Origin of the sequence: Nonomuraea sp. NPDC005501 (genome assembly GCF_040605905.1) — a bacterium.
Classification (GTDB): Bacteria; Actinomycetota; Actinomycetes; order Streptosporangiales; family Streptosporangiaceae; genus Nonomuraea.
The window spans coordinates 38,713-63,210 of the sequence record NZ_JBEXDT010000023.1 but is presented as its reverse complement, the minus strand read 5'-3'; the positions used below and the strand labels follow the sequence as shown (position 1 = coordinate 63,210).

General features: G+C 72.2%; 19 protein-coding genes. 6 read left to right on the top strand and 13 right to left on the bottom strand.

Translation table 11 applies throughout. The annotated features are described in order from the left end of the window. Window positions 1-22 precede the first annotated feature (22 nt). On the top strand, window positions 23-1,219 hold the full coding sequence (locus ABZS51_RS14615; RefSeq protein WP_355440217.1) for an amidohydrolase family protein: 1,197 nt from the start codon (window positions 23-25) through the stop codon (window positions 1,217-1,219). Here ABZS51_RS14615 and ABZS51_RS14610 read toward each other — a convergent pair. Beyond that, window positions 1,172-2,338, bottom strand: a complete 1,167-nt coding sequence (locus ABZS51_RS14610) for a helix-turn-helix domain-containing protein (RefSeq protein WP_355440214.1) — start codon at window positions 2,336-2,338, stop codon at window positions 1,172-1,174. The genes ABZS51_RS14615 and ABZS51_RS14610 overlap by 48 nt on opposite strands. Window positions 2,339-2,445: 107 nt before the next feature. Here ABZS51_RS14610 and ABZS51_RS14605 point away from each other — a divergent pair, with 107 nt between their 5' ends. After that, window positions 2,446-3,384: an adenosine deaminase gene (locus ABZS51_RS14605; RefSeq protein ID WP_310708743.1), complete on the top strand. Its 939-nt coding sequence runs from the start codon at window positions 2,446-2,448 to the stop codon at window positions 3,382-3,384. A 44-nt stretch (window positions 3,385-3,428) separates the two neighbouring features. On the opposite strand, the gene ilvC is transcribed toward ABZS51_RS14605, so the two are convergent. The 5 genes from ilvC to ABZS51_RS14580 all read right to left on the bottom strand — a co-directional run bounded on the left by ilvC (window position 3,429) and on the right by ABZS51_RS14580 (window position 10,669). Then, window positions 3,429-4,412: a ketol-acid reductoisomerase gene (ilvC, locus tag ABZS51_RS14600; protein WP_310708880.1), complete on the bottom strand. Its 984-nt coding sequence runs from the start codon at window positions 4,410-4,412 to the stop codon at window positions 3,429-3,431. Window positions 4,413-4,435: 23 nt separating this feature from the next. Beyond that, window positions 4,436-4,960 (bottom strand): acetolactate synthase small subunit, encoded by a 525-nt coding sequence (gene ilvN / locus ABZS51_RS14595; RefSeq protein WP_310708742.1) that lies wholly within the window; start codon window positions 4,958-4,960, stop codon window positions 4,436-4,438. Next, window positions 4,953-6,692 carry an acetolactate synthase large subunit gene (locus ABZS51_RS14590; RefSeq protein WP_355440210.1) on the bottom strand — a complete coding sequence of 580 codons (1,740 nt, stop codon included), beginning with the start codon at window positions 6,690-6,692 and terminating at the stop codon, window positions 4,953-4,955. The genes ilvN and ABZS51_RS14590 overlap by 8 nt, the downstream gene beginning before the upstream one ends. Before the next feature lie 206 nt (window positions 6,693-6,898). Next, window positions 6,899-9,415: an EAL domain-containing protein gene (locus tag ABZS51_RS14585; RefSeq protein WP_355440207.1), complete on the bottom strand. Its 2,517-nt coding sequence runs from the start codon at window positions 9,413-9,415 to the stop codon at window positions 6,899-6,901. Between the two features lie 333 nt (window positions 9,416-9,748). Continuing rightward, a complete protein-coding gene (locus tag ABZS51_RS14580) occupies window positions 9,749-10,669 on the bottom strand; it encodes a 2-hydroxyacid dehydrogenase (protein WP_355440203.1) in 921 nt (306 codons plus the stop codon). Between the two features lie 38 nt (window positions 10,670-10,707). Here ABZS51_RS14580 and ABZS51_RS14575 point away from each other — a divergent pair, with 38 nt between their 5' ends. Continuing rightward, window positions 10,708-11,817 carry a PQQ-dependent sugar dehydrogenase gene (locus ABZS51_RS14575; RefSeq protein WP_355440200.1) on the top strand — a complete coding sequence of 370 codons (1,110 nt, stop codon included), beginning with the start codon at window positions 10,708-10,710 and terminating at the stop codon, window positions 11,815-11,817. Window positions 11,818-11,833: 16 nt separating this feature from the next. On the opposite strand, the gene ABZS51_RS14570 is transcribed toward ABZS51_RS14575, so the two are convergent. From ABZS51_RS14570 to ABZS51_RS14560, 3 genes are all read right to left on the bottom strand, one after another. Next, window positions 11,834-13,909 (bottom strand): VanW family protein, encoded by a 2,076-nt coding sequence (locus tag ABZS51_RS14570; RefSeq protein ID WP_355440197.1) that lies wholly within the window; start codon window positions 13,907-13,909, stop codon window positions 11,834-11,836. A gap of 93 nt (window positions 13,910-14,002) precedes the next feature. Next, entirely contained in the window at window positions 14,003-14,722 is a 720-nt protein-coding gene (locus tag ABZS51_RS14565; protein ID WP_355440191.1) for a response regulator, read from the bottom strand. Next, window positions 14,719-16,302, bottom strand: coding sequence for a sensor histidine kinase (locus tag ABZS51_RS14560; protein ID WP_355440188.1), 1,584 nt, complete (start codon window positions 16,300-16,302; stop codon window positions 14,719-14,721). The genes ABZS51_RS14565 and ABZS51_RS14560 overlap by 4 nt, the downstream gene beginning before the upstream one ends. 134 nt (window positions 16,303-16,436) lie before the next feature. On the opposite strand from ABZS51_RS14560, the gene ABZS51_RS14555 reads away from it, so the two are divergent. From ABZS51_RS14555 to ABZS51_RS14545, 3 genes are read left to right on the top strand one after another with little or no spacing between them, the layout of a single operon-like run. Then, on the top strand, window positions 16,437-17,417 hold the full coding sequence (locus ABZS51_RS14555; protein WP_355440185.1) for a tripartite tricarboxylate transporter substrate binding protein: 981 nt from the start codon (window positions 16,437-16,439) through the stop codon (window positions 17,415-17,417). Further along, complete coding sequence (locus ABZS51_RS14550) at window positions 17,417-17,962, top strand: tripartite tricarboxylate transporter TctB family protein (protein ID WP_355440182.1); 546 nt, start codon at window positions 17,417-17,419, stop codon at window positions 17,960-17,962. Before ABZS51_RS14555 ends, ABZS51_RS14550 begins: the two co-directional genes overlap by 1 nt. Beyond that, the gene (locus ABZS51_RS14545) at window positions 17,963-19,483 is read left to right on the top strand and encodes a tripartite tricarboxylate transporter permease (RefSeq protein ID WP_355440179.1); all 1,521 of its coding nucleotides are present in this window, start codon (window positions 17,963-17,965) and stop codon (window positions 19,481-19,483) included. A 163-nt stretch (window positions 19,484-19,646) separates the two neighbouring features. Here ABZS51_RS14545 and gatB read toward each other — a convergent pair whose 3' ends face one another. The 4 genes from gatB to ABZS51_RS14525 form a co-directional block, all read right to left on the bottom strand. Then, window positions 19,647-21,134 (bottom strand): Asp-tRNA(Asn)/Glu-tRNA(Gln) amidotransferase subunit GatB, encoded by a 1,488-nt coding sequence (gatB, locus tag ABZS51_RS14540; protein ID WP_355440275.1) that lies wholly within the window; start codon window positions 21,132-21,134, stop codon window positions 19,647-19,649. 23 nt (window positions 21,135-21,157) lie between these two features. Beyond that, on the bottom strand, window positions 21,158-22,648 hold the full coding sequence (gene gatA / locus ABZS51_RS14535) for an Asp-tRNA(Asn)/Glu-tRNA(Gln) amidotransferase subunit GatA (RefSeq protein WP_310708732.1): 1,491 nt from the start codon (window positions 22,646-22,648) through the stop codon (window positions 21,158-21,160). Further along, window positions 22,645-22,944: an Asp-tRNA(Asn)/Glu-tRNA(Gln) amidotransferase subunit GatC gene (gene gatC / locus ABZS51_RS14530; RefSeq protein ID WP_113699768.1), complete on the bottom strand. Its 300-nt coding sequence runs from the start codon at window positions 22,942-22,944 to the stop codon at window positions 22,645-22,647. Before gatC ends, gatA begins: the two co-directional genes overlap by 4 nt. Window positions 22,945-23,053: 109 nt before the next feature. Continuing rightward, window positions 23,054-24,490, bottom strand: a complete 1,437-nt coding sequence (locus ABZS51_RS14525) for an ATP-binding protein (protein WP_355440175.1) — start codon at window positions 24,488-24,490, stop codon at window positions 23,054-23,056. Window positions 24,491-24,498 lie beyond the last annotated feature (8 nt).

Genomic DNA, 24,498 nt, shown 5'->3' with positions numbered 1-24,498 from the left:
AGGAGACGAGGCTGGGACGAGAATGAGACTTGACGGAATCCTGCTCTGGGACGGCACCGAGGCGCGCGGCCCGGTGGACATCGACTGGGAGCCCGACCGCATCGGCGAGGTACGGCCCGCCGCTCAGCGGCACGACGACCTGTGCGTCATCCCGGGCCTGGTCGACACGCACGTCCACCTCGTCGGGTACGCGGGCCCGCACCGGCCGCCGCCCGACTTCGCGACCTGGCCGCTCGTCACCACCCGCGACGAGCAGGTGCTGCACGGCGCCGCCCACGCCCAGCGGGCCATGCGCAACGGCGTCACGACGCTGCGCGACCTGGCCGGCGACGAGGCGCAGATCGCGCTGCGCCGCGCGTTCGACACCGGCGTGCTGCCCGGCCCGCGCGTCCAGGTCCACGGCGTCGTCGGCATGACGGCCGGCCACAACGACCTGTTCGTGCCCCCGGCGTTCCCGCAGCGCAAGCCCACGGCCGACGGCCCCGACGAGTGCCGCAAGCTCGTACGCACCTGGGCGCGGGCCGGGATGGACGGCATCAAGCTCACCACCAGCGGCGGCGTGCTGTCGATCGGCGACAAGAACGCCTGGCGCAACTACACGCGCGAGGAGATCCGGGCCGTCGTCGACGAGGCGCACGCGCTCGGCATGCTCGTCGCCTCGCACGCGCACTCCGAGGACGGCATCCGCGTCGCCGCCGAGGAGGGCGTCGACTCGATCGAGCACGGCACGCTGATGAGCCGCGACCTGGCCGAGACGCTGGCCGCGCGCCGCACCCCGGTCGCGCCCACGCTGCTGATCAACGAGGCCATCGCCGCCGGCCGCGTCCCGGTGACGCCCGAGGCCATGGCCAAGGCCGCCGAGCTGGTGGCCAGGCGGGACGTGCTGCTCGCCGAGGCCGCCCGGCTCGGCGTGCGGTTCGTGCTCGGCACCGACGCCAACGGGCACCATGTCCAGTTCGGCGACCAGCTCGCCGAGGTCGTGCGGATGACCGAGGTGCTCGGCATGGACGCCGGGTCGGCGCTGCGCGCGGCCACCTCCGACGCGGCCGACGCGATCGGCGCGCCGGTCGGCCGGATCGCGCCGGGGCTGGGGGCCGACCTGGTCGTGCTGCGCGGCCGCCCGTGGGAGCGCATCGAGGACCTGGCCACCGAGAACATCGTGGCCGTGGTGTCACGGGGCCGGCTCGTCGCGGGCGCCCTCCCCGGCCCTCGGCCGTGACGTCACGGACCTGAGCGCCAGGTACAGGTCCGTGCGGTCACGCATCGACGACATGCGCCGCCCGGTCAGCTCCTCGATCCGCTGCATCCGGTAGCGCAACGTGTTGACGTGCACGTACAGCTCGTCCGCGGCCCGCTGCCACGACCCGCACGTCTCCAGGAACACGTCCAGCGTGCGCATGAGCTCCGAGCCGTGCCGCGCGTCGTACTCCTCTACCGGCCCGAGCACGTGCTCGCGGAACGTGCGCCGCACCCCGCCGGGCAGTCCCGCGAGCAGCAGGTCGAAGCTCGCGACGTCGGCCACGGACATCACCGAGACGGGTCCCTCGCCGTCGAGCGCCGACTCCATGCCGCGCCGCGCCGTCTCCAGCGCCTCACCGAGCTGGGACACGCTGGTGGCCGCCTCGCTGATCCCGGCCGCGATCCGCAGTCCGGGCCGCGCGGCGGCGAGGGCGCGCAGCTCCTCGGTCAGGCTCTTGCGCGTCGCGCGGCCGTTGACCAGCACCACCGCCTCGTCCGGCCGCCCGCCGACGACCAGGTGCCGCCCCTTCCTGGCCAGGCCCTCGTGCAGCATGGCCGGCAGGTCGTGTCCGGCGACCGGTGCGCTCACCACCATGGCCGTGGTCGGCAGCCCGGGGTCGGCGCCCAGCAGCCGCAGGTGGGCCGAGACCTCGCCCGGCGCGAGCTGCTGCGTCCCCAGCACGTCGAGCAGCGTCTGCGCGCGGGCCCGCTCGGCCCTGTGCTGCTCGGCGGCGAACCCCTCCGCGCTGACCGCCTCGGTGATCGCCCCGAACGACTGGTCCGGCGCGGCCAGCAGCAGCGGCAGCCCGCGCCGCTCGCAGGCCCGTACCAGCGCCTCGGGCAGCTCGCCGAGCACGATGAGCCCCACGACCAGCCCCGCCACGTCGCAGGCCCACAGCGCGTCGGCGAAGGTGTCGCAGTCGGACGGCTCGCCGTACCAGACGCCGCTGGTGAGCACGAGGTCGCCGGAGCGCAGGTAGCGTCGCGGGTCGGGGAGGTCGGTCGGGTAGGCCCGCCGCACCTCCCGGTCGAGCGCGTCGTGGCCGGTCACGACGGTGAGGCTCATGTCGTCACGCGCCGGCAGGTCCGCCAGCCTCATGCAACACCCCCGATTTCACAAAATTTGATGTTATGCCAGGTCAGGGGGCAACAGTTCAGAGGTTCGCACGATACCGCGACGGCCCCCGTTCCGGTTTACTCGGTCCCATGCGTCCCAAAGCGGAACTCCACCTGCACATCGAAGGCACCCTGGAGCCGGAGCTCGTCGTCGAGCTCGCCCGGCGCAACGGCGTCGAGCTGCCCACCTTCGACACCGAGGAGATCCGCTCCCGGTACGACTTCGCCGACCTCCAGTCGTTCCTGGACGTCTACTACGACAACCTCGCGGTGCTCCGCACCGACCAGGACTTCCACGACCTCGCCGCCGCCTACCTGCGCCGCGCCGAGCAGCAGGGCGTACGGCACGCGGAGATCTTCTTCGACCCGCAGGCGCACCTGACGCGCGGCGTCCCGCTGGAGGCGGTCTTCTCCGGGCTGGCCGCGGCGTTCGACGAAAGCCCCGTGTCCACCGCCCTCATCCTGTGCTTCCTGCGCGACCGGGGCGCCGAGGAGGCCGAGACCGTGCTGCGCGCGGCGCTGCCGTACCGTGAGCGGTTCATCGGCGTGGGGCTGGACTCGGCGGAGGTGGGCCATCCGCCGTCGCTGTTCCGGCGCGTGTTCGACATCGCCGCCGGCGAGGGGCTCCGGCGCGTCGCGCACGCCGGGGAGGAGGGCGGCCCCGACTACGTGTGGGAGGCGCTGGACGTCCTCAAGGTCGAGCGCGTCGACCACGGCATCCGCGCGATGGAGGATCCGAAGCTGGTGGCGCGGCTGCGTGAGGAGCGGATCCCGCTCACGGTGTGCCCGCTGTCGAACGTGCGGCTGCGGGTCGTGCCCACGCTGCGCGACCACATCCTGCCCGCGATGCTGGACGAGGGACTGCTGGTGACGGTCAACTCCGACGACCCGGCCTACTTCGGCGGGTACGTGGAGGACAACTACCGGGCGCTGCGTGACGAGCTGGGCATGACGGACGACCAGCTCGACCGGATCGCCCGCAACTCCTTCGAGGCGTCGTTCGTCCCCGTGGACGTCCCCGCCTCCTGAGAGCCCGCCGGCGCGGGGTGCGTCCCGCGCCGGCGTCCCCGATGTCAGGCCTTGAGCCAGCTCATCATCGGGCGCAGCTTGGCGCCCGTCTTCTCGATCGGGTTGTCCGCCAGCTCCTCGCGGTAGCGCGAGAAGTCCTTCTGGCCGCCGTCGAACTCCTCGACGAGCTGCCGGGCGAACGTGCCGTCCTGGATCTCACCGAGGATGCGGCGCATCTCCTGACGGGTCTCGTCGGTGATGACGCGCGGGCCGCGGGTGTAGCCGCCGTACTCGGCGGTGTCGGACACCGACCAGTACATCTTCGAGATGCCGCCCTCGTACATGAGGTCGACGATGAGCTTCATCTCGTGCAGGCACTCGAAGTAGGCGACCTCCGGCTGGTAGCCGGCCTCGATCAGCGTCTCGAAGCCCGCCTTGATCAGCTCGGACACGCCGCCGCACAGCACGGCCTGCTCGCCGAACAGGTCGGTCTCGGTCTCCTCGGTGAAGGTCGTCTTCAGCGCGCCGGCGCGGGTGCCGCCGATGCCCTTGGCGTACGACAGGGCGAGGTCGAGCGCCTTGCCGGAGGCGTCCTTCTCGACGGCGACGAGACACGGCACGCCGCGGCCCGCCTCGAACTGGCGGCGCACGAGGTGGCCGGGGCCCTTGGGGGCCACCATGCACACGTCGACGCCCTCGGGGGCCTCGATGAGGCCGTAGCGGATGTTCAGGCCGTGGCCGAAGAACAGCGCGTCACCCTCGACGAGGTTGGGCGCGACGTGCTCGGCGTACAGGTGGCGCTGGATGTGGTCCGGCGCCAGGATCATCGTCAGGTTGGCCTCTTCGACGGCCTCGGACGGGGTGAGGACGCGCAGGCCGTCGTTCTCCGCCTTCTCGCGGCTCTTGGAGCCCTCGGGAAGGCCGACGCGCACGTCGACGCCCGAGTCACGCAGGGAGAGCGCGTGGGCGTGGCCCTGGCTGCCGTACCCCAGCACGGCCACATGACGCCCCTGGATGATCGAGAGGTCGGCCTGGTCGTCGTAGAAGATCTCGGTCACTTGCATAAAACCTTTCAGGCGGTACGGTCCAGTGCCCTGAGGGACCGGTCGGTGATGGAACGGGCTCCGCGGCCGATGGCCACCATGCCCGACTGGACGAGCTCCTTGATGCCGAACGGCTCAAGCACCCTGACGAAGGCCTCGAGCTTGTCGGTGGTGCCGGTGACCTCGATGGTCACGGCGTCGGCCGACACGTCGACGCAGCGGGCGCGGAAGAGCTGGACGAGCTCCAGCACGGAGGAGCGGTTGTCGGCGTCGGCCTTGACCTTGATCAGCATCAGCTCGCGCTGGACGCACTGGGCCGGGTCGAGCTCGACGATCTTGAGCACGTTCACCAGCTTGTTGAGCTGCTTGGTGACCTGCTCCAGCGGGAGCTCCTCCACGTTGACCACGATGGTCATGCGGGAGATGTCGTCGTGCTCCGTCTGGCCGACGGCCAGCGAGTCGATGTTGAACCCCCGCCGGCTGAACAGCGCCGACACCCTGGCCAGGACACCGGGCTTGTTCTCCACAAGCACGGACAACGTGTGCCTACTCATCCTCGTTCTCCCACGTCGGCGCCATGTCACGGGCGATCTTGATGTCGTCGTTGCTGGTGCCGGCCGCCACCATCGGCCACACCATCGCGTCCGCGTGGACGACGAAGTCGATCACGACGGGCACGTCGTTGATCTCCATGGCCTTCTCGATGATGGCATCGACGTCCTCGGGACGCTCGCACCGCAGCCCCACACAACCATAGGCCTCCGCCAGCTTGACGAAGTCCGGGATGCGGCGGACGGACTGCAGGTCGGTGTTGGAGTAGCGCTTGTCGTAGAACAGGGTCTGCCACTGGCGGACCATGCCCAGGTTGCCGTTGTTGATGACGGCGATCTTGATCGGGACACCTTCCAGGGCGCAGGTGGCGAGCTCCTGGTTGGTCATCTGGAAGCAGCCGTCGCCGTCGATGGCCCACACCGTGGCGTCGGGCCGGCCCATCTTGGCGCCCATCGCCGCCGGGACGGCGAAGCCCATCGTGCCGGCGCCGCCCGAGTTGATGAACGTCCCCGGGTTCTCGTACTGGACGAACTGCGAGGCCCACATCTGGTGCTGGCCGACACCCGCCACGTAGAAGGCGTCGGGCCCGACGATCGCGCTCAGCCGCTCGATGACGTACTGCGGCGCCAGCGAGCCGTCCTCGTACTCGTCGTAGCCCAGCGGGTAGGTCTTCTTGTAGCCGTTGAGCAGCGCCCACCAGGCGGCGTAGTCGCCCTGCTGGCCGGACGCCTCGATGGCGGCGACGAGGTCGCCGATGACCTCCTTGCAGTCGCCGACGATCGGGACGTCGGCGTGGCGGTTCTTGGAGATCTCGGCCGGGTCGATGTCGGCGTGGACCACCTTGGCGTCGGGGGCGAACGACGCCAGGTCGCCGGTCACCCGGTCGTCGAAGCGCACACCGAGGCCGATGATCAGGTCCGACTTCTGCAGCGCGCCCACCGCGGCCACGGTGCCGTGCATGCCGGGCATGCCCATGTGCTGCGGGTGGCTGTCGGGGAACGTGCCGCGCGCCATCAGCGTGGTCACCACGGGGATCTCGGTCAGCTCGGCCAGCCGGCGCAGCTCGGCCGCGGCCCCCGCCTTGTGGACGCCGCCGCCCACGTACAGCACCGGACGCCGGGCCTCGGCGATCAGCTTGGCGGCCTCGCGGATCTGCTTGGAGTGGGGACGGGTGACGGGGCGGTAGCCGGGCAGCTGCATGACCGGCGGCCACGAGAACGTGGTCTCGGCCTGCAGGGCGTCCTTGGAGATGTCCACCAGCACGGGTCCGGGACGGCCGGTGGAGGCGATGTGGAACGCCTCCATGATCGTGCGGCCGATCTCGGCCGGGTCGGTCACCAGGAAGTTGTGCTTGGTGATCGGCATCGTGATGCCGGAGATGTCGGCCTCCTGGAAGGCGTCGGTCCCGATCGCCTTGCTGGCCACCTGCCCGGTGATCGCCACGATCGGCACGGAGTCCATGTAGGCGTCGGCCAGCGGGGTCACCAGGTTGGTGGCGCCGGGGCCGCTGGTCGCCATGCAGACGCCGACGCGGCCGGTCGCCTGGGCGTAGCCCTCGGCGGCGTGACCGGCGCCCTGCTCGTGCCGTACGAGCACGTGCCGGACCTTGGTCGAGTCGTAGAGGGGATCGTAGGCCGGGAGGATGGCGCCGCCCGGGATCCCGAACACGGTGTCGACTCCGACGTGCTCCAGAGCCCTGACGAGGGCCTGTGCACCTGTCATCCGTTCGGTCATCGGCTCGTTCCTTGCGTGGCTGTCTCTTGAGGACATAAAAAATGCCCCTGCCCCACCGTCAGGCGGGACCAAGGGGCGGCGCGCAGGTCGTCGTGCTTCGCTAACGGCCTGCGCGCCAGCGAAGTACTACGAGGATCTGCATGCGAAGCATGGCCTCACCATAGCCGCCCATCGCGGGTTCATGTCAACTTGATGGGACGCGTGTCTCAAACAGTGAGACTGGTCCTCATCAGCGAGTCCACTCCGCGGGCGGCCATCGGCCTGGCCACGAGGAAGCCCTGGCCACGGGTGCAGCCCATCTCACGCAGCAGTTCGAGCTGCTCCGGCCGCTCGATGCCCTCGGCCACCACGATGAGGCCGAGGTCGTGGCCGAGCCGGACGATGGTCCGGGTGAGCAGGGTGAGCGTGTCGTCGCGGCCCAGGCCGGACACGAAGGACGGGTCGATCTTGATCATGTCCACCGGGAGCTGCCGGAGGAACGCCAGCGACGCGTACCCGGTGCCGAAGTCGTCGATCGCCAGGCGCACGCCGAGGGCGCGCAGCTCCGACAGGCGCCGGATGGTCTCGTCGGCGTCCTCGACGAGCATCTCCTCGATGACTTCGAGGGTGAGCGCCGAGGCGGGCAGCCCGCTCTCGGTCAGCGCCTCCTCGACGGTCTCCACGAAGCGCGGCGCGGTGATCTGCCGGGCCGACAGGTTGACCGACAGGCCGATGTCCCAGGAGGAGGCCCGCCAGGCGGCCACCTCGCGGCACGCCTCGCGCAGGATCCACTCGCTCAGCGGCACGATCAGCCCGGTGTCCTCGGCGGGGCCGAGGAACTGCTCGGGCGGCACGAACACCGAGCCGCGCCACCAGCGCACCAGCGCCTCGACGGCGGTCACGCGGGAGGTGGCGAGGTCGACGACCGGCTGGTACTCGATCGCGAACTGCTGCTCGATGAGCGCCCGCTGGAGATCGGCGGCCAGCTCCAGCCGGCGCACCACGTCGGTGTGCATCTGCGCGGCGAACACCTCGACCCTGCGCCCGCCCAGCTCCTTGGCCCGCGCCATCGCCACGTCGGCGTTGCGGATCAGGTCGCCGGAGGGCATCTCGTCCTCGGCGAAGGCGACGCCCACGCTGGCGGTCAGCGCCACGTCGCGGTCGGCCACCCGGAACGGCTCCTGGGAGACCTCCCGCAGCAGCCGCTCGGCCAGGTCGACGGCGAGCTGCGCCTCTCCCCCGGTCTCCACGAGCACCGCGAACTCGTCGCCGCCCCACCGGGCGAGCGTGTCGTCGGGCCGTACGGCGCCGCGCAGCCGCCGGGCGGCCTGACCGAGCAGGTAGTCGCCGCTGGCGTGGCCCACGGAGTCGTTGACCGAGGTGAACCCGTCGAGGTCGAGGAAGATGACCGCGACCTGGCCGGCGCGCCCGGAGAGCACCTCCCGGGTGCGCTCCTCGAAGTAGGCGCGGTTGGGCAGCCCGGTGACGCCGTCGTGGAAGGTCAGGTGGGCGACCTGGTTGCGCAGGGCCTCCTCGTCGCTCACGTCGCGGGTGGTGACGAGCAGCAGGTCCTCGCCGCCCACGTGGCGGGTGGCGACCGACTCGGTGGGCCGCCAGGTGCCGTCGGCGGCCCGTACCCGGCAGGCGATGAGGCAGGCGCCGGGGCTCGCGCCGTCGTCGTCGAGGCCCATCGCGCGCAGCGCCGCCTGGATGCCGGGGACGTCCTCCGGGTGGATGTACTCGAAGATCGTGCCGCCCACCAGCTCGTCGGGGCGGTAACCGTAGGTGACCTCGACGCCGGCGCCGATCTCCCGCACGATGCCCTCGTAGTCGCAGACCAGCACCACGTCGCCGGTGCTCTCGGCCAGCTCGCGCAGCTGGCGGTCGCCGAGAGCGGCCAGGCGGCGCAGCCGGCCGTTGGCGCCCGACAGCACGAACACGCGGAAGAGCAGCAGCAGGACGGCGGAGCCGGCGAGCACCACGACGCCGGTCACGGGCGCGAGCTGGCGCACGCCCGCCAGGTGGGCGAGCAGCGTGCAGGTGGCCACGCCGACGAGCACGAGCGGCACGAGCGCGATCACGTTGCCGAAGGACGCGCCGGCGGGCGGCGGGTCCTGCTCGCGCGCGGCCCAGGGCACGGCGGCCAGCAGCAGGAACGCCATGGGCGCCAGCATGACGCTCCACAGGGGCGGCGCGGCGTCGGTCAGCCGGGCGACGGCCTCGGCGATCCCGGCGACCGTGGTCGTGGCCAGCACCCCCACCCCGGCCGCCGCCAGCGGCGCCGACCGGCCCCTGCACGCCGACGGCACCGCGGCGCAGGTCACGAGCAGCGCCAGCATCGGGGGGAGCATGGTGAAGGTGAACGTCGCGGGATCGGCCTGCTCGTACACCCTGCGCAGGGCGACCACCCAGCCGATCAGGAACAGCGAGACGGCGCACAGGTAGGAGTCCGTGACGAGCCGTAACACGACGGTCCCCGGCAGGGAGCGGCCGCTCGCGATGAGCGCGCCGCCGGCCAGCAGGACGGTGCCGAGCAGGACCAGCAGGTCCGCGAAGCTCACCATGAGGCCGGTGTTCTCGGCGACCGGACGCAGGGCCACGCCCCCGGCCCAGACGACGGCGCCGCCGCCCATCCAGCGGGTGCCCGTCGCCGCGAGGCGGTGGTCGTTCAGCCGTGCCGAGGTGGTGAGCAGGGAGACGGCGGCGAGCAGCGCCGCGAGGACACCGGCGACCGTGCCGGTCACCGAGGCCGGACCGCCCGCAAGGAGCGCAGCCGCGAAACCAGCGGCACCGGTCGCCGCGGCGGCGGTCAGCGGTGCACGTGGATCACGCCAGCGGATCACAGTCGTCGCCCATCCCGTCTCGAACTCGCTCAGTGACCGCCGAAGGCCGCCGGCCACATCGCCAGTGTGTGCGCTCGCGCGGGCCCGGGTGGTGACAACGCCGATGTCGTCACCGATCTGATAACCGCGCGGACCAATCTGCTCCGAGAACTTACTTGACAGTGAGTCAGGAATCTTAGGTAGAAGCAACCGTACGCACCGAAGGTCACGGTGCAGCCACTTTCCGGATTCCTCTCAGTACGCGTCGGTGATGACGTTGTTGAGGGGCTCACCTGCGAGATGACGCAGGAGCTGGGAGCGGAGCAGGCGCAGCAGCCGCCGCCCGGAGGCGGGGGTGCTGCCCGCGACGTGCGGGGTGATCAGCACGCCGGGAGCGCTCCACAGGGGATGGCCGGCGGGCAGCGGCTCCGGCGCGGTCACGTCCAGCGCGGCGCGCAGCCGCCCGGTCTTCAGCTCGGCCACCAGCGCGTCGGTGTCGACGACCCCGCCGCGGGCGGCGTTGACCAGCACGGCGCCGTCCTTCATCCGGGCCAGGAACGCGGGGTCGACCATGCCCGCCGTGTCGGGGGTGGCGGGCACGAGCAGGACGACCACGTCCGCCTCGGGGAGCAGCGCGGGCAGCTCGTCCATGCCGTGGACCCTGCCCTGGGCGCCGTCGCGGGCGGTGCGGGCCACGCGGACGACGTCCACCTCGAAGCCGTCGAGGCGCCGCTCCAGGGCGGCGCCGATGGAGCCGTAGCCGACGATCAGCACGGTCGCGTCGGCCAGCACGCCCGTGTGGTGGTAGGTCCACTCGCCCCGCCGCTGCGCGTCCACGAACCCGGGGAACTCCCGCAGCACCGCGATCATCGCGCCGACCGCCCACTCGGCCGTGCCCGCGTCGTGGACGCCGCGCGCGTTGCACAGCACCGCGCCCTCCGGCACGTGCGGCCGGTACGGCTCCACGCCGGCGGTCACCGTCTGCAGCAGGCGCAGGGAGGTCATCCGCGCCAGGATCCCCGGCACGTCGGCCACCGTGACGAGGGGCGGGATCCAGACCTCGACCTCCTCGACGCCCTCCGGCAGCGGTCCCGAGCCGTCGAACACGGCGCACTCCACGCCGGGCAGGTCGGACAGGACATCGGCCACCGCGTCGGAAGGAACCCAGATCCTCATGCCGAGAACCTTACGACCCGGGGGGAAGTATGAACCACATGAGGAAGCTCAGGAAGATCCTTCTGGTGGCGGGCCTGGCGGCGGCCGTAGGAGCGTGCTCGGGCACGGGCGGGGCGGCGGAGTCGAGCGTGGCGGCGGAGTCCGGCGTGGCGGCGCCGTCGGGGGCCGCCTCCCCGCCGGGCGACGCGGCCGTGCCGGGCGAGCCGCGCACGGTCGCCCGCGACCTGGCGGTGCCGTGGGGGACGGCGTTCCTGCCGGGCGGCGACGCCCTGGTCACCGAGCGGGACTCGGCGCGGCTGGTGCGGGTCACGCCGCAGGGCCGCGTCACGGAGGTGGCCACCGTGCAGGGCGTGGAGCCCGACGGCGAGGGCGGGCTGATGGGTGTGGCGGTGAAGGGCGAGCAGGTGTTCCTGTACTTCACCGCGGCCGAGGACAACCGGATCGTCCGCTACCGCTTCGCCGGCGGCCGGCTGAGTGAGCCGAAGGTGATCGTCCAGGGCATCCCGAAGGGCGTCATCCACAACGGCGGCCGGGTCGCGTTCGGCCCCGACGGCTACCTGTACGCCACCACGGGCGAGACCGGCGATCGCGGCCTCGCCCAGCGGCGCGACTCCCTCGGCGGCAAGATCCTGCGCATGACCACGGACGGCGCGCCCGCGCCGGGCAACCCGTTCGGCACGCTCGTGTACAGCCTCGGCCACCGCAACGTGCAGGGCCTCGCCTGGGACCCCTCGGGCCGTCTGTACGCCTCGGAGTTCGGGCAGAACACCTGGGACGAGCTCAACCTCATCAAGCCGGGCGCCAACTACGGCTGGCCGGAGGTGGAGGGCCGCGGCGACGACCCGCGCTTCACCAATCCGGTGCTGGTCTGGCCCACCTCCGACGCCTCGCCGTCGGGCCTCGCCTACGCCGGCGGGTCGCTGTGGATGGGCGCGCTGCGCGGGCAGCGGCTCTGGCAGGTGCCGCTGGGCGCCGACGGCTCGGTGGGGCGGCCGGTGGCCCGCTTCACGGACAGGTACGGCCGGCTGCGCGGGGTGGCGGCGGCCCCCGGTGGAGCGCTGTGGGTGTCGACCAGCAACAAGGACGGGCGCGGCTCGCCCCGGCGGGGCGACGACCGCATCCTGTCGGTGCCGCTCCGCATCCCGTAGAGCCGGGCGGGTCCCGTCACTCGGCGGCGCAGATCACCTGGGCCTGGGGGCGGTACTTGGTGGTCTGCTTGCGGTCGCGCTTGACCTCTTTGCCGTCGTTGACGAACACCCGCGTGACGTCGACCGTGAAGCCCTGCACGCCGGCGGTCGGCACGCACGCCGGGTCGCTGCTGGTCTGGGTGCGGAACGGGGTGAAGTCCCGCTTCTCCGACTCGATCGCCTGGATCTTGTCGTAGCGCCGGGTGCTCCACAGCGTGACCGTGACGGACGTGCCCGTGGTGGCGGTCTTGATGAGCACCCCGTGGTCGGAGTCGTTGCGCCACTTCAGGTCCCGGTCCGGGTAGAGCAGCGCCGCGTCGCGGCCGGCGGGATACCGCACGGCGTAGTAGTCCATCGGCGTGCGCTCGACGTCCTCGAACCCGGCGAAGTACGCCGCGTTGTAGAGGGTCGTGGCGAACTGGGAGACGCCGCCGCCGACGATGTTGACGAGCCGGCCGCCGACGATCTGCCCCGCCTCCACGTAGCCGCCCTCGCGGGTGCGCTCCCCCGTGGCGTCGTTCAGCGAGAACGTCTGGCCCGGCCGGACCACGCGGCCGTCGAGCTGGGCGGCCATCCGCTGGATGTTGGTGGCCCGGGGCTGGCAGCACTCGAACGTGGTGGTGAACTCACCGACGTTCTCCTTGATGCCGAGGCCGCTCACCTGGCTCGTCGCCACCTCGGGCTTGACCGTGGCGAGCTTCACCGGGACGACGCGGCTGCCCTGTCCGGCGACGACCCGGGCCACGTCGGCGGCTAGGCGGTCGGGGTCCACTCCCCTGCCGGTGCGGGCCGGGACGAGGACGGGCTTGCCGTTCACGATGTCGTAGGTGGCGTCGCGGGGCGCCTGCGCCTCGTCGATGAGGCCGCTCTCCACGGTGGCGAGGGCCTTCTCGGCGTCGAAGCGGGGGGTCAGCTCGCCGTCCTCGGAGTCCTCGCCGACGGCGAAGGTGAGGTTGGCGGCGATCATCGCGGGTGGGATCTGGGCCTGCCTGCCGTTCAGGGCGAGGGTGATGGGGGCCGCGACGGCCTGCTCGGCCAGGGCCTTGGCCTTGGCGACGGTCTCGGGCGTGCTCTCGGGCTTGGCGGGCCGCAGGGTGAGGGGGGCCAGCTCGCGGCCGGCGCGGAAGGCGGCGTCGATGGCGCGGACCGCGTCGTCCCGGTCGAGGAGCACGCCGTCGCGCGGCTCCGTCGCGACCGGCCGCAGCCCGTCGAAGGTGACCCGGCCCTCGCGCGGCACCTTGTCGTGGCTCTCGGCGAGCCCCTCGACGGTCCGGGTGAGCTGGGCGACGTCGATGGTGACCTTCGGCTCCAGGTCGACGGTCCCGGTCAGGCCCCGCCACACGTCGACGGGGCTGGGGAAGCCGCTGCGCGCCTGGCCGATCGTGCCGACCACGTCGAGCTCCAGCCCGGCCTCGTCGGCCTGGATGATCTCCTTCTGGCCGCCGATGTCCACGGTGACGGGCTTGTTGAGCTTGACGGCCAGCCGGTCGCGGAGCTTGTCGGCCGCCTGGGTGACCGTCAGGCCGCCGATGTCCACGCCTCCGACGCGGGTGCCGCGTAAGACGGAGCCCGACATCAGCACGGCGGGCACCAGGTACGCGAGCACGGCCAGCGCCACGACGACCAGCAGGAGGGCGGGCAGCAGACGGCCGCGGCGGGGCGGCTCGGGGTCGAGGAGGGAGGGTGTCCGCTCGGGCCGTTCCGGCAGCTCGGGCATCCCGAAGACGGGGCCGCGCGGCGGGTCCACCCGGGTACGGCTCACCGGCCACGGCTGCACGGGGGCCGCCATCGGAGGCAGCGCGCTCTTGCCGGCGGGGGTGCCGTCGCCGTTGGGGGCGCCGTCCGGCGAGCCGTTCGCGGGGCCGCCCGGTCCGGGGGCCGGCGCGGTGCGGGGCTCCGGCGGCACGGGCGGTCCGGTGGGGCCGAAGATGTCCCGGGACACTCCGGGGGGCAGGCCCTCGATCCGCGGTTTCCTGCTCGTGGTGCCCGAACTGGGCAGGGGCACCGAGGAGAAGGGATCGGTCGGCGAGTCGATCGGCCCGGCGTTACGCACGCCTCAATCTCCTCCCGCTCCGCAGCCACATCTTCAGGCAACAGTAAGGCACGAGCATGGGGATATGTCACGGAATACGGCTACGGAAGGGTGTCATCCTCTCCACTGGTAGCGATGTTCGGGACGACCGGCGCTGCCGTACCGGGGTCTCAGCTCGGCCCGGCCCTCCGCGCACAGGAACTCCAGGTAACGACGGGCGCTGACCCGCGACAGGCCCGCCAGCTCGGCGGCCTCGGCCGCCGACAGATCGCCGCCCGCCTCGCGCAATGTCTCGGCGACCAGGGCGCAGGTGGCCGGCGACAGGCCCTTGGGCAGGGACGCGGCCGAGGTCGGCGTGCCGAAGAGCCGGTCCACGTCGTCCTGCCGCGCCTCGGGGCCGATGGAGGTGAGCCGCCTGCGGGTCTCGGCGTACTGCCGGAGCCGCTCGGCCAGGGCGTCCGCGGTGAACGGCTTGATCAGGTAGTTGACCGCGCCGCGGCGCATGGACTCCTTGACGGTCGGCACGTCGCGGGCGGCGCTGATCACCAGCGCGTCGGTGTCGCGCAGGTCCTTGAGCACGTCCAGGCCGGACATGTCGGGCAGGTAGATGTCGAGCAGGACGAGGTCGGGCCGGTGCCGGGCGGCCTCGGCCAGCGCGTCCGCGCCGGTGTGCGCGGTCGCGACCACCCGGAAGCCGGGGATCCGCGCCACGTAGCCGCTGTGGATGCGCGCCACCATGAAGTCGTCGTCCACGACCAGCACGCGCAGCTCCGCCCCGTCGTCGCCGGTCCCGGCCGTGCCGGCGTCCCGCCGGTCCTCGCCGCCGCGTGTCATCGCGCCACCGCCTCCACCTGGGGCGGCAGCAGGGCCGTGAAGACCGCGCCCCGCTCGTTGCGCACCTTCACCCAGCCGCCCCTGCGCAGGCATGCCTGCCGGGTCAGCGCCAGGCCCAGCCCGCGCGGCCCCGAGTGGGCGGCCTTGGTGGTGAACCCCTCCCGGAACACCTCCTCCACCAGGTCCGGCGCGATGCCGGGGCCGGAGTCGCCCACCCGCACCCGCAGACCGTCCGCGTCGGCCCGTACCGACACCTCGATCGTGCCGGGCGCTCCGTCGAGCGCGTCGATCGCGTTGCCCACCAGGTTGCCGACCACCAGGACGGCGTCCCGCGGGTCGCCGAGCGATCCCTCGGGCACCGCCGAGTCGTCGGACAGCACCAGCCGCGCTCCGCGCTCGCCCGCCTCGGCCGACTTGGCCAGCAGCAGCGCCGCGAGCGTCGGCTCCTGGACCCGCTCGCGCAGGTCGGCGGCGTAGGCGGCGCCGGTGCCGCGGGTGATGAAGCCGATCGCGGCGTCGTGCTCTCCCAGCTCCAGCAGCCCGACGACCGTGTGCATGCGGTTGGCGAACTCGTGCGCCTGGGCCCGCAGCGCCTCGGTGGCGCTGCTGGTGTCGTCCAGCTCGCGGGCCAGGCGTACCAGCTCGGTGCGGTCGCGCAGGGTCACCACCCAGCCCCGGTGCTGGCCGCGTACGGACACGGGGGTGCGGTTGAGCACGAGCACGCGGTCGCCGTGCAGCACGATCCGGTCCTCGCCGGGGTCGGCGCCGCCGAGCACGTCGCGCATGCGGTCGGAGACCGGCATGCGCCTCAGGTCCTCCCCCACCTCGCCGAGCAGCTCGCGGGCGGCGTCGTTGACCAGCGTCACCCTGCCGGTGAGGTCGAGGGCGAGCACGCCCTCCTTCACGCCGTGCAGGACACCCTCGCGCTGCTCCAGCAGCGCGGCGATCTCGGCGGGCTCCAGCCCGAACGTCTGCCTGCGCACCCGCGCGGTGATCAACCCCGCCAGCGCGAGCCCCGCCACCAGGACGGCCAGCGCGGTCCACAGCAGCGGCGGCAGCGCGCCGGCGAGCTGGCCGGTGACCGTGGTCTCCAGCACCCCCACCGACACCAGGCCGATGACCTCGCCGTACTCGTCGAAGACCGGCGCCTTGCCGCGCACCGTGGTGCCGATGGTGCCCGTCTCGGTGCCGACCCAGCTGCGGCCCGTGGTGAGCACGGCGGTGCCGTCGGTGGACAGCTTGCGGCCGATGAGCGCGGTGTTGGGGTGGGCGTAGCGGGTCTGCTCGCGGTTGGCGATCACCACGTAGTCGGCGCCGGTGGAGTGCTGGACGCTGGCCGCGAGCGGCTGCAGCACCGTCTCGGGGTTCTTGAGGTCGAAGGCGTCGCGCACCTGCGGGAGCGCGGCCACGGACTGGGCGATGGCCAGCGCCCGCTGCTGGTGCAGCGCGTCGAGCTGGTCGCGCGTGTGCTCGGCCCACACGCCGGCGGTGCCCCCGACGGCGAGCAGCACGATCACCATCTGGAGCACGAAGAGCTGCGTCCCCAGGGACGCGTCACGTACCCGTCTCACCCGACTCATGGAAACACCCGCAGGTCACAGGCGGGTAGCGACCAAAAAGACCTAAACGACGACTATCGGATAAAGCTCGACTCTGCCTGGGACGGACTTCACCATCCAGATTTCATACCGTGAAATCCCCCCTTGGAGTTCTCATGCGTCTGCGTATACTCGCCGCCCTGGCGGCGATCTCCGTCACGGCCCTGACCGGCTGCGGAGAGAACGCCGGTGGCGGCGCCGCCTCCGGCGGCACCAGCGCCCTTCGGATCATGGCGCCCGCCTCCCCCGGAGGCGGCTGGGACCAGACGTCCCGCGTCGCCGAGCAGGCGATCAAGTCCGCCGACCCCAAGCGCAGGGTCGAGGTCTACAACGTCCCCGGCGCCGGCGGCACCATCGGGCTGTCCCAGCTCGCCGGCGAGAAGGGCAACGGCAACCTGCTGATGACCATGGGCCTGGTCATGCTCGGCGCGATCGAGCAGAACAAGTCCAAGGTCACGCTGGCCGAGACGACGCCCGTCGCCAAGCTGACCGAGGAGTACGAGATCGTCGTGGTCCCGGCCGACTCCCCGCTCAAGCAGCTCTCCGACCTGGTCGCGGCCTGGAAGGCGGACCCGGCCAAGGTCTCCGTGGCCGGCGGCTCGGCCGGCGGCACCGACCACATCGTGGCCGGCCTCATGGCCAAGGCCGCGGGCGTGGACCCCAAGCAGGTCAACTACATCGCCCACTCCGGCGGCGGTGAGGCGCTCAACGCGCTGCTCGGCGGCAAGGTCACGATCGGCGTCTCGGGCATCGGCGAGTTCGCCGAGCACGTGAAGTCCGGAAAGCTGCGCGCCCTCGGCATCACCTCCGGGCAGCGGATCTCCGGCCTCGACGCGCCCACCCTCAAGGAGGGCGGCCTGGACGTGGAGCTGGCCAACTGGCGCGGCTTCGTGGCGCCCGGCGGGATCAGCGACGGCGACAAGCAGGCCCTGACCGACCTGGTGACCAAGATGCACGACTCGCAGGCGTGGAAGGACGCGGTCGCCAAGAACGGCTGGATCGACTCGTTCCAGACGGGCCAGGAGTTCGCCGGCTACCTCAACGCCGAGCAGGCCCGGGTCAAGGGCATCATCGCCGAGATGGGGCTCGTGTCCTGATGTCCTCCCCACACACACCCGTGCGCGCCCCCTCCGGTGAGCCCTCGGCCGGGGAGGCGCCGCGCCGGTGGTGGCGGCCCGAGCTGGTGCTGGCCCTCGTGGTGCTGGGGCTGGGCGTGTTCGTCATCGTCGGCACGCTCGGCGTGTCGGCGGCGGCCTCGCAGCTCGGTCTCGGCCCGCGGTTCTTCCCGACCCTGGTCGGCGGCGCGATGATCGTCGTGGGCGTCTTCTACGTGGCCGACGTGCTGCGCGGCGGCCAGGGTGACCCCGAGGAGAGCGAGGACGTCGACGCCGGGGCGCCCGCCGACTGGCGCAGCGTCGCGCTGGTCAGCGGGATCTTCCTGGCGTTCGTCACCGTGCTCAACGTCGTCGGGTGGGTCATCGGCTCGGCCCTGCTGTTCTTCGGGCTGTCCGTGGCGCTCGGCGCCGAGCACAAGGTGCGCGCGGCGGTCGTCGGGGTGGTCATCGGGCTCGTCACGTACCTGCTGTTCGTCAGAGGGCTCGGCGTCACGCTGCCGGGCGGCTGGCTGAGGGGGGTGCTGTAGGTGGACTCGCTCCAGCTCCTGCTCGACGGGTTCGGCGCCGCGCTGACCCCGGTCAACCTCATGTACGCGCTGGTCGGCGTCACGCTCGGCACGCTCGTCGGCGTGCTGCCCGGCATCGGCCCGGCCATGACTGTGGCGCTGCTGCTGCCGATCACGTTCACGGTGCCGCCCGCGAGCGCGTTCATCATGTTCGCCGGCATCTACTACGGCGGCATGTACGGCGGCTCGACCACGTCGATCCTGCTCAACACGCCCGGCGAGTCGTCGTCGATGATCACCGCGCTGGAGGGCAACAAGATGGCCCGGCGCGGGCGGGCCGCCCAGGCCCTGGCCACAGCCGCCATCGGCTCCTTCGTGGCCGGGACGATCGCGACCGCGCTGCTCGTCGTCGCCGCCCCCGCGGTGGTGGCCTTCGCCATCTCGTTCGGGCCGGAGGACTACTTCGCGCTGGCGATCCTCGCGTTCACCGCCGTGTCGGCCGTGCTGTCGCGCTCTCTCGTGCGCGGCCTCGCCTCGCTCGGGCTCGGCCTGGTGATCGGGCTCATCGGCATCGACCAGCAGACCGGGCAGGCGCGGCTCACGCTCGGCATCCCGCAACTGCTCGACGGCATCGACGTGGTGATCGTCGCGGTCGGGCTGTTCGCGCTCGGCGAGGCGCTGTACGTGGCCTCGCGGCTGCGTCACTCCACGCCCGAGGTGGTGCCCGTGGGCCGGGCCTGGATGGGCCGCGCCGACTGGGCCCGCTCCTGGGCGCCGTGGCTGCGCGGCACCGCGCTGGGCTTCCCGTTCGGCGCGCTGCCGGGCGGCGGCGCGGAGATCCCCACCTTCCTGTCGTACGCCGCCGAGAAGCGCCTGGCCCGCGGCGTCGCCCGCGAGGAGTACGGCAAGGGCGCCATCGAGGGCGTGGCCGGGCCGGAGGCGGCCAACAACGCCTCCGCGGCGGGCACGCTCGTGCCGCTGCTGACGCTCGGCCTGCCGACCTCGGCGACGGCCGCGATCCTGCTGGCCGCCTTCCAGCAGTACGGCCTGCAGCCCGGTCCGCAGCTGTTCGACCACAACCCCGCGCTGGTGTGGGGCATGATCGCGTCGCTGTTCATCGGCAACACGATGCTGCTGGTGCTGAACCTGCCGCTCGCCCCGCTGTGGGCGCGGGTGCTGCGGATCCCCCGGCCCTACCTGTACGCCGGGATCGTGGTGTTCGCCGCCCTCGGCGTCTACGCCCTGAACGGGACCGTGGTGGACCTGGTCGTGCTGTTCGTGCTGGGACTGCTCGGGTTCGCGATGCGCCGCTTCGGGCTGCCCGTCGCGCCGGCCGTCATCGGCATGATCCTCGGCCCGATGGCGGAGATCCAGCTCCGCCGGGCCCTGGCCATCGGCGCGGGCGACGTCACCGTGCTGGTCAAGAGCCCGGTCGCCGTGGTGCTGCTGGTGCTCGCGCTGGCGGCGCTGCTCACGCCGGTGGTGCGCAGGCTGGCCGTGCGGAAGGACCTGGCGCCGGCCGTCATCCACGAAGAGGATTAGCCGCCGCCCTGGGGGGCACTGGCGTCAGTGCTTCTTCAGGGGAGGCGTCAAGGGGATGTGCGAAAGGTCCCGCCGTTCAGGTGCCGGCGGGACCTTTCGCGCGTCCTGAGCGCACTTACCTCGGTGCGCACATACGTCGGTGCGCGCCTACGTCGGTGCGCGCCTACTCGGAGACGCCCAGCTTCTCCAGGATCAGCACCCGTGCCCGGGCCGCGTCGGCCTTGCCACGGCTGGCCTTCATCACGCCGCCGACCAGCGCGCCCACCGCCGCGATCTTGCCGGAGCGGACCTTCTCGACCGCGTCGGCGTTGCCGGCGAGGACCTCGTCGATGATCGCCGACAGCTCGCCCTCGTCGTTGACGATCTTGAGGCCGCGCTTGTCGACCACCTCGTCCGGCGTGCCCTCGCCGTTCAGCACGCCTTCGAGCACCTCGCGGGCGAGCTTGTCGTTGAGCGCGCCGGAGGCCACCAGCTCGGTGACGCGGGCGATCTGGGCCGGCGTGATCGGCAGCTCGGCGAGCGCGACGCCGGTCTCGTTGGCGCGGCGGGCCAGCTCGCCCATCCACCACTTGCGCGCGTCGGCCGCCGGAGCGCCCGCCGCCACCGTCGCCTCGACCAGGTCGATCGCGTCGGCGTTGTGCATGGCCTGCATGTCCAGGTCGGACAGCCCCCACTCGGCCTGCAGCCGCTGGCGCTTGACCGACGGCAGCTCCGGCAGGGCCGCCTTCAGCTCGGCCACCCACGCCGGGTCGGGCGCGATCGGCACCAGGTCGGGCTCGGGGAAGTAGCGGTAGTCCTGCGCCTCCTCCTTGGACCGGCCGGACGTGGTCGTGCCGGTGTCCTCGTGGAAGTGGCGGGTCTCCTGCACGATCCGGCCGCCGCCGGCCAGGACCGCGGCCTGCCGCTCGATCTCGCTGCGCACCGCCCGCTCGACGCTGCGCAGGGAGTTGACGTTCTTGGTCTCGGTGCGGGTGCCCCACTCCGACGAGCCGCGCGGCATGAGCGAGACGTTGACGTCGCAGCGCAGCGACCCCTCCTCCATGCGCACGTCGGAGACGCCGAGGGAGCGCATGATCTCGCGCAGCTCGGTGACGTACGCCTTGGCCACCTCCGGCGCCAGCCGGTCGGTGCCCGGGATGGGCTTGGTGACGATCTCGACCAGCGGGATGCCGGCCCGGTTGTAGTCGACGATCGAGTAGTCGGCGCCGTGGATGCGACCGGTCGCGCCGCCCATGTGGGTGGACTTGCCGGTGTCCTCCTCCAGGTGGACCCGCTCGATCTCGATGCGCACCGTCTTGCCCTCGACCTCGATGTCGACGTAGCCGTCGAAGCAGAGCGGCTCGTCGTACTGGGAGATCTGGTAGTTCTTCGGCATGTCCGGATAGAAGTAGTTCTTCCGGGCGAAGCGGCACCACTCGGCGATCGAGCAGTTGAGCGCCAGGCCGATGCGGATCGTCGACTCGATCGCCTTCGCGTTGGCCACCGGCAGCGAGCCGGGCAGCGCCAGGCAGGTCGGGCACACGTGCGTGTTGGGCGGCGCGCCGAACGTGGTCGGGCAGCTGCAGAACATCTTCGACGCGGTGCCCATCTCGACGTGCGTCTCCAGGCCGAGCACCGGCTCGAACCGGTCGAGCGCCTCGTCGTAGGGCATCTTCGTGGTCGTACCGGTGTCCGTCACAGTGCCGGAGCCTCCTTCAGCAGCGGGCCGCCCCAGCGGCTCTCCAGGGCCTTCTCGACCGCGGCGCCGACCCGGTAGCAGCGGTCGTCGCCCAGCACCGGGGCCATGATCTGCAGGCCGACCGGCAGGCCGTCCTCGTCGGCCAGGCCGCACGGCACCGAGATGGCCGCGTTGCCGGCCAGGTTGGTCGGGATCGTGCACAGGTCGGCGAGGTACATCGCCATCGGGTCGTCGGCGCGCTCGCCGATCGGGAACGCCGTCGTGGGCGTCGTCGGCGAGACCAGCACGTCCACCTGGTGGTAGGCGGCCTCGAACTCGCGCGAGATGACCGTGCGCACCTTCTGCGCCTGGCCGTAGTAGGCGTCGTAGTAGCCGCTCGACAGGGCGTAGGTGCCCAGCATGATGCGCCGCTTGACCTCGGGGCCGAAGCCGGCGGCCCGGGTCAGCGCCATGACCTCCTCGGCGCTGCGGGTGCCGTCGTCGCCGACGCGCAGGCCGTACCGCATGGCGTCGAAACGCGCCAGGTTGGAGGAGCACTCCGACGGCGCGATCAGGTAGTACGCGGGCAGCGCGGTCGCGAACGACGGGCAGGACACCTCGACGACCTTGGCGCCGAGCGACTCCAGCACCGCCACGGCCTCGTGGAAGCGGGCCAGCACGCCGGGCTGGTAGCCGTCGCCGCCGAACTCCTTGACCACGCCGACCCGCAGGCCCGCCACGTCGCCCTGCCGGGCCGCCTCCACCACGGAGGGCACCGGCGCGTCGATCGAGGTCGAGTCCATCGGGTCGTGCCCGGAGAACGCCTCGTGCAGCAGCGCCGCGTCCAGCACGTTGCGGGCGAACGGGCCCGGCGTGTCGAGCGAGCTGGCGAACGCGATCAGGCCATAGCGGGACGATCCACCGTAGGTCGGCTTCATGCCGACGATGCCGGTGACCGCCGCGGGCTGCCGGATCGAGCCGCCCGTGTCGGTACCGGTCGACAGCGGCGCCTCGTACGCGGCGACGGCCGCGCTCGAACCACCCGACGAGCCACCCGGGATCCTGTCCAGGTCCCACGGGTTGCGGGTCGGGCCGTAGGCGGAGTTCTCGGTGGAGGAGCCCATCGCGAACTCGTCCAGGTTGGTCTTGCCCAGGATGACCAGCCCGGCCTCGCGCAGGCGGCGCGTGACGGTCGCGTCGTACGGCGGGTGCCAGCCTTCGAGGATCTTGGACGCGGCCGTGGTCGGCATGTCCTCGGTGGCGAAGATGTCCTTGTGCGCGATGGGCACGCCGGCCAGCGGGCCGAGCCGCTCACCGGCGCGCAGCCGCTCGTCGACGGCGCGCGCCTGGCCGAGCGTCACCTCCCGGTCGACGTGCAGGAACGCGTTGACCTTCGGCTCGACCTCGGCGATGCGGTCGAGGTGCGCCTCGGCCACCTCGACGGCCGACACCTCGCCGGCCGCGATCATCGCGCCGAGCTCGGCGGCGGTCTTACGAATCAGGCTCATGCCTCCTCCCCGAGGATGCGCGGCACCCGGAAGCGGTCGTCCTCGACGGCGGGGGCGCCGGAGAGCGCCTGCTCGGGCGTCAGGGACGGTCGCACCTCGTCGGCACGGAAGACATTGGTCAGCGGGAGCGCGTGCGACGACGGCGGCACGTCCTCGGCGGCGACCTCGGCTACCTTCGCGACCGACTCGATGATGGCATCGAGCTGCGTGGCGTAGTGGTCGAGCTCGTCGTCGGTGAGCGCCAGCCTGGACAACCGGGCCAGGTGTGCGACCTCGTCGCGGGTTATGGCGGACATGAGTCGTTGAACCCGTTTCGTGGATGGAGTTTGGACACTCACATCCTAGGGGCCTTGACGGATCGCCTCCGAACCATTAACCACCTGGAAACACGCGCCCCGCCCGCACTCACCCGTACAGCTCCGCGAGGCCGACGGTCCTGACGTCCCGCTCCCCCAGCAGCGCGCCGTCGAACCCGAGGCCGCTGTAACAGGCCAGCACGGTGTCGCGCACGTCGTAGCCCTTGGCTCCCAGCAGCTCCCTGGCCCGCCGGAGGCGGCCGCTGTGCCCGGCCCCCATCGTCCTGCCCCACTTCGCCTCCCCCAGGGACAGGATCCGGCGGGGCTCGCCCGGAATGGCGGGGGCGAAGACGACGACGTCCACCTCGATCTGGCGGCGCTCCGCCGTGTCGGTGACCACTCCGGCGCCCACCTCACCGGGCAGCTCGCCGAAAACGTCCTCCACACGCGCGAACGCCCGGCACATCTCCTCGAAGTGCGGGCCGAGGACCTGGTCGCTGAACCGGCCACGCGAGTCCTTCCAGACCGCCGCCGCCCGACCGCTCTCCAGCAGGCCCCAGCGCGGCCTCATCACCACCTGGTAGAAGGTGACCAGGGGCTCGCACACGTGATAGACCGAGCGGGAGGGGCGGAAGACGTCGGGTTCCCGGCGCAGCAGGGAGCTGTCCTCCAGCACGTTGAGGTGATGGCCGATGTCGGCGGCCTTGCGCCCGATGTAGGCGGCGATCCCGCCCCGAGTGCCGTTGCCCGTCGCCACCGCGGCCAGCACCGAGTGGTAGAGCGCCGAGTCACGCACGTCCGCCTCCTCCTCCAGGAGGTAGCGCGCCTCGCGGAACAGCGGGGTGCCCGGGTCGAGCACGGTCCGCTGCACCCAGTCGTCGAAGTCACCTGGCCCTGCGGGCGTGTCGCCCCCCACGAAACGCAAGTAGGCCGGCGTGCCGCCGACGACAGCATGCACCTGTACGGCGAGCCGCGGATCGTCGATCCGCCAGTACCGGGCGGCCAGGTCGTAGTCGAAGGGGCGGACGACCAGCTCCATGGACGCCCGGCCGCGCAGCGGCGCGCCGCCGGCCAGCAGGCGGCCCATGACGGACATCGCGGACCCGCACAGCAGCAACGACGCGGGCCGGTCATCGGCGATGGCCCGGTCGATCTCCCGCTGGATGATCGACGGGAGTACAGGCGAGACCTTGCTCAGACAGGGGAACTCGTCGATGACCATGAGCTCGCGCCGCTCGGCGCTGATCGCGAACAGCCGGCGCATGGCCTCGTCCCAGTCACCGAACCGGTACGGCGTCGGCTCCTGGACATGCTCGGTGAGCGCGGTGGAGAACAGGTGCAGCGACTCGGTCTCGGTGGCCTCGGTCGCTCCGAAGTAGAACCCGCCGGTCTCTCGCGCCAGCGCCTCCACCAGGAAGGTCTTGCCCTGGCGGCGGCGCCCGCTGACGACGCCGAGCTGGGGACGGCGGCCGACGCCGGCGGCGAAGCGAGCCAGGTGCCGCCATTCGAAGTCACGGGCGAAGACACGCTCGGGCTTGGGGAACACACAAACCG